This is a genomic window from Thorsellia anophelis DSM 18579 (genome assembly GCF_900111395.1).
Lineage (GTDB): Bacteria > Pseudomonadota > Gammaproteobacteria > Enterobacterales > Thorselliaceae > Thorsellia > Thorsellia anophelis.
Genome location: NZ_FOHV01000055.1, coordinates 1 through 7,242, shown reverse-complemented (window position 1 = coordinate 7,242; position 7,242 = coordinate 1). Strand labels below are relative to the sequence as shown.

Annotated in this window: 7 protein-coding genes and 1 pseudogene; all 8 read left to right on the top strand. The window is 30.9% G+C overall.

Features of this window, described 5'->3' with window-relative positions; genetic code table 11:
- Nucleotides 1-224: pseudogene (locus BMW37_RS14685) on the top strand (hypothetical protein); the annotation flags it as partial.
- A gap of 616 nt (nt 225-840) precedes the next feature.
- Nucleotides 841-987 (top strand): hypothetical protein, encoded by a 147-nt coding sequence (locus tag BMW37_RS15260; RefSeq protein ID WP_177168703.1) that lies wholly within the window; start codon nt 841-843, stop codon nt 985-987.
- A gap of 48 nt (nt 988-1,035) precedes the next feature.
- Nucleotides 1,036-1,446 (top strand): hypothetical protein, encoded by a 411-nt coding sequence (locus BMW37_RS14680; protein WP_093322738.1) that lies wholly within the window; start codon nt 1,036-1,038, stop codon nt 1,444-1,446.
- 14 nt (nt 1,447-1,460) lie between these two features.
- Nucleotides 1,461-1,781 (top strand): IS4 family transposase, encoded by a 321-nt coding sequence (locus BMW37_RS14675; protein ID WP_177168702.1) that lies wholly within the window; start codon nt 1,461-1,463, stop codon nt 1,779-1,781.
- Nucleotides 1,782-2,138: 357 nt separating this feature from the next.
- Nucleotides 2,139-2,363, top strand: coding sequence for a hypothetical protein (locus tag BMW37_RS14670; protein WP_093322732.1), 225 nt, complete (start codon nt 2,139-2,141; stop codon nt 2,361-2,363).
- A gap of 414 nt (nt 2,364-2,777) precedes the next feature.
- The gene (locus BMW37_RS14665; RefSeq protein ID WP_177168701.1) at nt 2,778-5,543 is read left to right on the top strand and encodes a CDP-glycerol glycerophosphotransferase family protein; all 2,766 of its coding nucleotides are present in this window, start codon (nt 2,778-2,780) and stop codon (nt 5,541-5,543) included.
- Between the two features lie 3 nt (nt 5,544-5,546).
- Nucleotides 5,547-5,969: a glycerol-3-phosphate cytidylyltransferase gene (tagD, locus tag BMW37_RS14660; RefSeq protein WP_093322727.1), complete on the top strand. Its 423-nt coding sequence runs from the start codon at nt 5,547-5,549 to the stop codon at nt 5,967-5,969.
- A gap of 1,046 nt (nt 5,970-7,015) precedes the next feature.
- Nucleotides 7,016-7,242: hypothetical protein (locus BMW37_RS14655; protein WP_143047694.1), on the top strand; the 227-nt coding region annotated here is incomplete at its 3' end.

Sequence of the window (7,242 nt, the reverse complement as noted above, 5' to 3'; positions counted from 1 at the left end):
TGATGACTTGGATAAGACGTAGACTCAGGGCAGTTCAACTTAAAAGTTGGAAAAAGCCAAGCAGGCTTCACCGACGATTAAGACAGCTTGGGTACAAAGGTACATTCAAATTTATCAAGATGAATAGCTGGAGGAACGCTTGTAGTCCGCTAGCACATTATGCAATGCCCAATAAATGGTTTGAAGAACTCAAACTATATGACTTAACAACATTGCATAAGTAAAGAACGTCTAACAAAAACGTTAGATATTTATTGGTATGAGCCGTATACGAGGTCCGTACGTACGGTTCTGTGAGAGGGATAAGACGGTAACGTCTTACCCTACTCGATAAAATAGATAAATAACCTTGATTTAGTGTTTTTTTATATGAGAATTTTGCCCTAGCCAACAGTTTTAGAATTTAAAAAATTGCTAAATAATAATGAATAGTATTGATTCTGGCTTTATCATTTTAAAATAAATTTTACATGGTTATTTATTTTAAAATCAATTTATTACGTTTGTTTTTTTGGTGATAATGCTGAGTTTTTCTGGCTATAATTGTTGTTAATTAATATTAGGTTTAGATAAGAACAATTCTCATGACTGACGAACTTTTCAATGAAGATTGAAACTGGACCGATTCTGAATTTGCAACAATTGATCTAAAAGATTAAATAAACGCTTTAAAAGCACCCTGTTGTTTTATGCCTACAAGATATAACAGAGCTGAATTTTAATGGCAGATGTACTGAGGATGCGAGCTCCTTAAGTTATGTATGTCAAACGGTAATGTATTTGCATCCCACACTTGCCATAACACCAAATAGAGAGCTCTTAGGACTTATTGATTCTTGAATGCGGTCCCGTGAATATAAAAATGATGATGGTGCGCGAGAAGGACTTTTAGAAAGTACGCGTTGGGTTGAGGGAGTAGACAGTATATCAGAGCAAGCACCTCGCATTACAGGGTGTAGTACGTTTAGTATATGGCTTGACTTTTAAGGAGATGTTGTTGAGTTATTCAATAAAAAACACTATAACCTAAATCAAGTGAATTGGTTAGTTCGTTCAAAACATAATCGCAACTTAGCTGAACAGAGTCCTACCACAGAAGAAGAGGAACAAGTTAATAAATTATGGCATAAAACTGAAAAATCGACGGCTTTAGGTCAAATTAATTTTACATACCGTAGGCGAGGTAAAGCTGAGTCAAGAGAGGTCATTCAAACACTCTATCAATCAAGGCAAATATTACCAGGTAAGCGTGGAATTGAAGTGACGTGCATTATTGCTAAGGAAGAAGAGCCAGTAGCAGGAATAAAACCCATAATCTGTAGGTTGATCACAAACGGCCTTATATCAACAAAAGATGAAGCGATTGAATTAATTAACTGGTATCGAGCTAGATGGGAAATAGATGTATTTTTTCACGTAGTTGTACCGTTGAAGAGCTACAATTAACAACTATAGAAAGAATGCAAAATGCGATAAGCATTTATATGATTGTTGCATGGCGAGTGATGAGACTAATGAGACTAGGTCGTCGTTGCCCTGATTTACCAGCTGATTTGTTTTTTGATGCTGATGAAATAACATGTACCTGGTTGATGTCGAAACAAAAACCTCCTGTTGAGGTCACGAGGTTAAACGAAATGATGCGCAAAGTCGCAATGTTAGGTGGATTTTTAGGTCGTAAACGTGATAGTGAGCTAGGCCCAGAATCACTTGGGATAGGACTTTCAAGGGGACGAAATTCGGTATTTACACTGGAATCAATTCGACAATTTGGGATTTAGAATACTTATGGGTAAGGATATGAGTTAAAATATAGTTACCATTCAGGTATCCCCGTTAAAGCTAGATTTGTAAGTATTCTTGACGGTTTTTTGGTGTTTTTTCTATTTTTACTTGCTTATTTTAGGGCCTCAATATTTTGCACATTTAACAATCTTTCAAAGCTCATTAGGCCCTTAATCTGTTATCCCAATAGAGGAAAAATTAAAGCACGCTAAACCGCATTTAAGGGCGTTTTTTTTTGCCAAAAAAAACAGGGTGTATACTACGTACCATGAATACAACCTCGACCTTAACCAAAACGTTGACGAAAAAAAGCAACTAACACTAATCAATTAGTTGGTTCGGCTCGAGAATTTGTGTCGTCTTATATTGGTGATTTCAAAGATGCAATTGAGATCATTAATACCTTCATTGAATTAACAGTTGATTTATCTAATCAAATCGGTCTCAATTGTCTCAATAGCAGTACTGCACCATCTCAAGATAAAAGGAAAACCAAGAAGATTAAACCTTATAGTAAAGTGACTAGGGATGGTTCTCCGAAAAAGAAACAGGGCGGTAAATCAGGGCATTACGCTTGAGTTAGTCGATAACCCTGATGAAATCATAAAAATATCCGTTTATACCTTTTACCAATAATCAATGTGAGCGAGATATAAGGATGACAAAGATTCATTAGAAAATCTCTGGATGCTTTCGTTCAATGAAAGGTGCAGAGATGTTTTGTTGCATACACAGTTATATCGCTACATGCGAAAAACATGGTATTACAGTTTTTGATGCATTGGAGTCTTTATTTATGCATAATACATACATAAAATTTATTCAGGGTGTTATTGATAAAATGCCGATACTTGAATAATTTCAAAATATATAACTAAAAAAGTAGAAGTAAGAAATTGTGATTGAAGAAAGTTATAATTCTAAAAAAATGAATAATTTAAATGTTTTTGGTTAATAAAAAATACTATGGTTGTTTTAAAAGGGCAGTTAAAATGAAAGAGAAAATATTGTTGTACAAAAATAAAGTGGAAGAGCATGGAGGTATCATTTTATCTTTAAGAAAGATATTTAGAATTTATAGAGATGAAGGGATTCAAGGGGTTAGGAATAGAATAAGAATAAATAAAGAAGTTAATGAAAATAAAGTGGATGTAATAAAAACACAGATATTATATGAGTATAACCAATACTTAGAAAAGTATGCGGCTGATATTAATGTACAATTGGTTTTCAAAGAGGTTATGTTATCATATTATCTTGAAAATAGAGATGTGCTAGAAATTGATGATTTTAATTTAGAAAAATTATCGGTTGATGAAATAATTATGGATTGTCTAGATGGAAAAGTAAATGTTCCAATTTCACTTCAGATGCTAATTGTAAGGAGCTATTTTGATAGTGAATACTATAGTAGCAATAATTTAGATGTTAGAAAAAGAAAAATTGAGCCTTTATATCATTTTTGTGTATATGGTTGGATGGAATTAAGAAAGCCAAGGGAAGATTTTGATATCTTATATTATTGTTCTCGGTATTTAAGTTTTAATTATGATACTATCAATCCGTTAATGCATTATGCGCTTATGCAAAGTACAAAGCTATGTACAAAATTTGATAAGGGATATTTTCAAAAAACACCACAAATTATAGATAATAAAGAAAAAATAATTAAACGAAGAGTTTGTTTATTTGCAGGATATGATGTTCAAAATATAATGGACGATTATGTTATCGAATATATAAAGGAGCTTTCTAAATATTGCGATGTATACTATTTGGCTGACTCAACCATGGTAAGATATGAACTTGATAAAATAAAACCTTGGGTCAAAAAAGCATGGTCATTTAAACATGATAAATATGATTTTGGGTCATATTCTATTTTAGCAAATGAGCTAGTTGGCTGGGAAGAACTTGAAAAATATGATGAGGTTCTTTTATGTAATGATAGTTGTTATTTGCTGACTAATCTAGATAATGTATTTGATAAGATGGATTATTCTAATTCTGATTGGTGGGGATTACAGGCAACTAAAGGAATTTATCAAACTTTAAATTATAATAAAAAAAAATATAAAAATCCAATCTCAATTAAAGAAATTGATGATGTGCTTATTCAAGATTTTCAGAAGGATTATATTTTTGACTTTTATGTAGGTTCATATTTTATAGCTTTGAGAAGGCAAGTTATCAATGCACCTATCATAAGAAGATTTTTTGAAAATATAAAAAAGGAAAATAAAAAAAAATTAATTGTAATGAAATATGAGATCGGGCTGACTAAATTATTAATTGAAGAAGGGTTTAAGTTTGATACATATAGTAATTGGTTATACCCAATGCATCCAGTTTATGATAAATATATATTTAATTTACTAGATGAAGGTTTCCCTCTATTTAAAAGATATTTACTTTCAGAAAATCATTATTCACTACCAGGCCTTAAAAACTGGAAAAGTGAAATTCTTAAGTATTACCCAGAAGCAAAAGTAGATATCTTCGAAAAAAATTTAAATAGAGTTTCGAATAGTTATAAACTGTTTGTGAATTTTAATGTCAAACGGACGAAAAAAGGCGCAGCAATATTTCCTAAAAAATATAGTAATAAAGAAATGTTAGAATTAGATAAGCGCACAGTAGCATTTGATAATTATTGGGTATTTCCAGTGTGTGCATTTGATCACACATTTTCTGGAAACGAGAGAGCGATTTTTGAGTATGTCAAGAATAATAAAGATATAAAAAAAATAATATTAACAAGATCAAAATTTATTAATGTTGATGGAGTTAATGTGGAAATTTATCCTCATGAAAGTATAGAGGGGCAGATTCTTTTATTACAAAGTAAAATTATATTCATTAAACATACTCCTTTCCGTAATGTAGGCTATCCATTACAGGAGGAGAAGCATTATTATATAAACTTATGGCATGGAATACCTTTAAAAAGAATTGGTGTGGCATCGATTGATCAAAAGGATAATTTGGCAAAACTTGGCAATGAACATAAAAAATGTCGAACGGTAATTAGTTCATCAAAAATAGATTCTATGGCAATGGCATCAGCTTTCTACCCACTTATGTATAATGATATATGGGTAACAGGATTGCCTAGAGCTGATTTTATATTAATGGATTATGAGCAATTGCCATCTGATTTTAAAGATGAAATGGATATTTTAAATAATTATTTAGGCAACAAGAAATTAGTACTTTATTGCCCAACATTTAGAAATTACAAAATTGATGAAGCAATTAATATTACTCCAAATCAAATACTAGAACTGAATAAGTGGTTAAAAGATAATAATGCTATGCTAGGAATTCGTGATCATATGGCTAATAAGAATAAAAATATTCTTGCCGTTGTAGATCCTGAACTAATGCTAAACCTGTCTAATTCATGTTTTTATCATATAGAAGTTTTGCTTAGACGCGCTGATATACTAATTACTGATTATTCAAGTACTTTTATTGATTTTATTCTATTAGATAAACCAATGATAAGTTTTGCATATGATTATGATAATTATATGAATAATGAAAGAGGCTTCTTTTATGATTTTGATTTTGTATTTCCAGGTGAAATTTGCAAGGATGTTTATTCACTTTTAAACAGTTTAGAGAGATTGACTCAAAATAAGTTCGAGATTAATAAAACTAAACAAGACATATCTAAAAAAATATTTTTTGATTACATAGACTCAATGTCATCTAGTAGAGTTGTTGCTAAAATAAATGAACTGATTAATGGATAAAATATGAAAGTTTTAACGTATGGGAGTTTTGATATCATTCACTTAGGACATATTAACCTATTAAAGAGAGCGAAAGAATTAGGTAGTGAACTATTTGTAGGGCTCTCTACTGATGAGTTTAATTTTTTAAAAAATAAAAAACCTGCTATGGATTATGCTAATAGATTTAGCGTCTTAAGTTCAGTTAAGTATGTTAATTATGTGTTTCCTGAAAATACATGGGAACAAAAAAAAAATGACATTATTAAATATAAGATTGATATACTTGTAATGGGAGATGATTGGAAGGGTAAGTTTGATTTCTTAAAAGATTTTTGTGAGGTTATTTATTTACCAAGAACTCCTGATATTTCATCTACAGGTATCAAAACTAATGCGCATTTGATTATGAGTGCCAGTGACCAATCAATACATAAAAAAAATTAAATTAATTGAAAAAAATATTAGCTCTATAAATCTTTCATACATAGAGCTAATTTATGTTAAGTGATTTTTTAGGTAATGGCATAAATTGCTACTGATTAAAATCAAATCCTTACAAATAAGTATAGTTTCGGATATAGATTTAACATTTATTTGGAATTTTCGGTTGAAATGTTGTCTAAAGTAGCCTTATTTCAGATTTTATTAACTAATTTTTCTATTCAGCAGTTTTGTGGCAATACATTTAGTTTGATATAATTTCAATAATTAACCCTACATAGAGATAATCAATTGGACTCATTTATACTACTTTCGAATTTACCTGGTGAAATAAGCCAGCTTATTACTCAGCTAATTATGCGTATTGAAAAAACTTGAATCTGTGAATGAAGCACATGTAAAAAAATCATTGAGTTTGAAGCTGTTCATGTGGCCTTTACTATAAAAATGACAGAACTTGAAGCCGAGTTATTACTAACTAAAAATAGCAAAAAAAGTATGACAAACTCTACTCCTCCAAGTGCAGATTTAGCTAGGAGTAATACCCGTAACCTTCGTGTAAAAAATGGCATCAAAAAAGGGGGCAGCCTGGTCATAAAGGGTATACTTTAACATTCTCTGATGCCGTCAATGAAACAATTACTCTCCCTAGTGAAAGGATTTGCAAGCGGTGCGGAACATCACTTAAAAATACACATACTTATATAAAGTCGCGCAAACAAGTTGATTATATTTCTTCCGTGATAATCAATGTGACTGAGAACCAAAAAATAGCCTGTGACTGCCTAAATTGCGGTCGCACTTATGAGGGTGAGTTTCCTGAAGAAATTAAAGCAAACGTTCGTTATGGAAAGAACGTAAATGCGATTGTAGTTTATCTCTCGATCATTCGATGGATTTTATAAGTAATTGATTTTATATTGAGTTGTTATATTTTTGATTTTAATGGGAATTTTAAAATATTTTTTTGGCGGAAAAAATTGAAAAGGAACCAATTTTATGATCAAATGTAGTTTCTAACACATACAATTTTCATAAAAGAGGTTCCTATGACCAATGAATTTATCACATTTTCACGTCCACTTAAATCATTTTTTGATAAAATATCTATTAGAGAATTTGCAAGAAAAACAAAGTTCATGCAGCGCATACGATTGTTGCAACCTGAATGTTTTTTAAGTGCTTTAATTCAAACGCTTAGCTTTAAAGATCACGCTAACTTAGCAGATATCTTAAGAATGATGGATAGTGAACTAGAGGCAAGTCAATACAAACC

What these genes read in the sequence shown, in the direction of transcription:
- BMW37_RS15260 (WP_177168703.1), top strand. Translation starts at nt 841, where the DNA reads ATGCGGTCCCGTGAATATAAAAATGATGATGGTGCGCGAGAAGGACTT.
- BMW37_RS14675 (WP_177168702.1), top strand. Translation starts at nt 1,461, where the DNA reads ATGCAAAATGCGATAAGCATTTATATGATTGTTGCATGGCGAGTGATG.
- BMW37_RS14665 (WP_177168701.1), top strand. Translation starts at nt 2,778, where the DNA reads ATGAAAGAGAAAATATTGTTGTACAAAAATAAAGTGGAAGAGCATGGA.
- tagD (WP_093322727.1), top strand. Translation starts at nt 5,547, where the DNA reads ATGAAAGTTTTAACGTATGGGAGTTTTGATATCATTCACTTAGGACAT.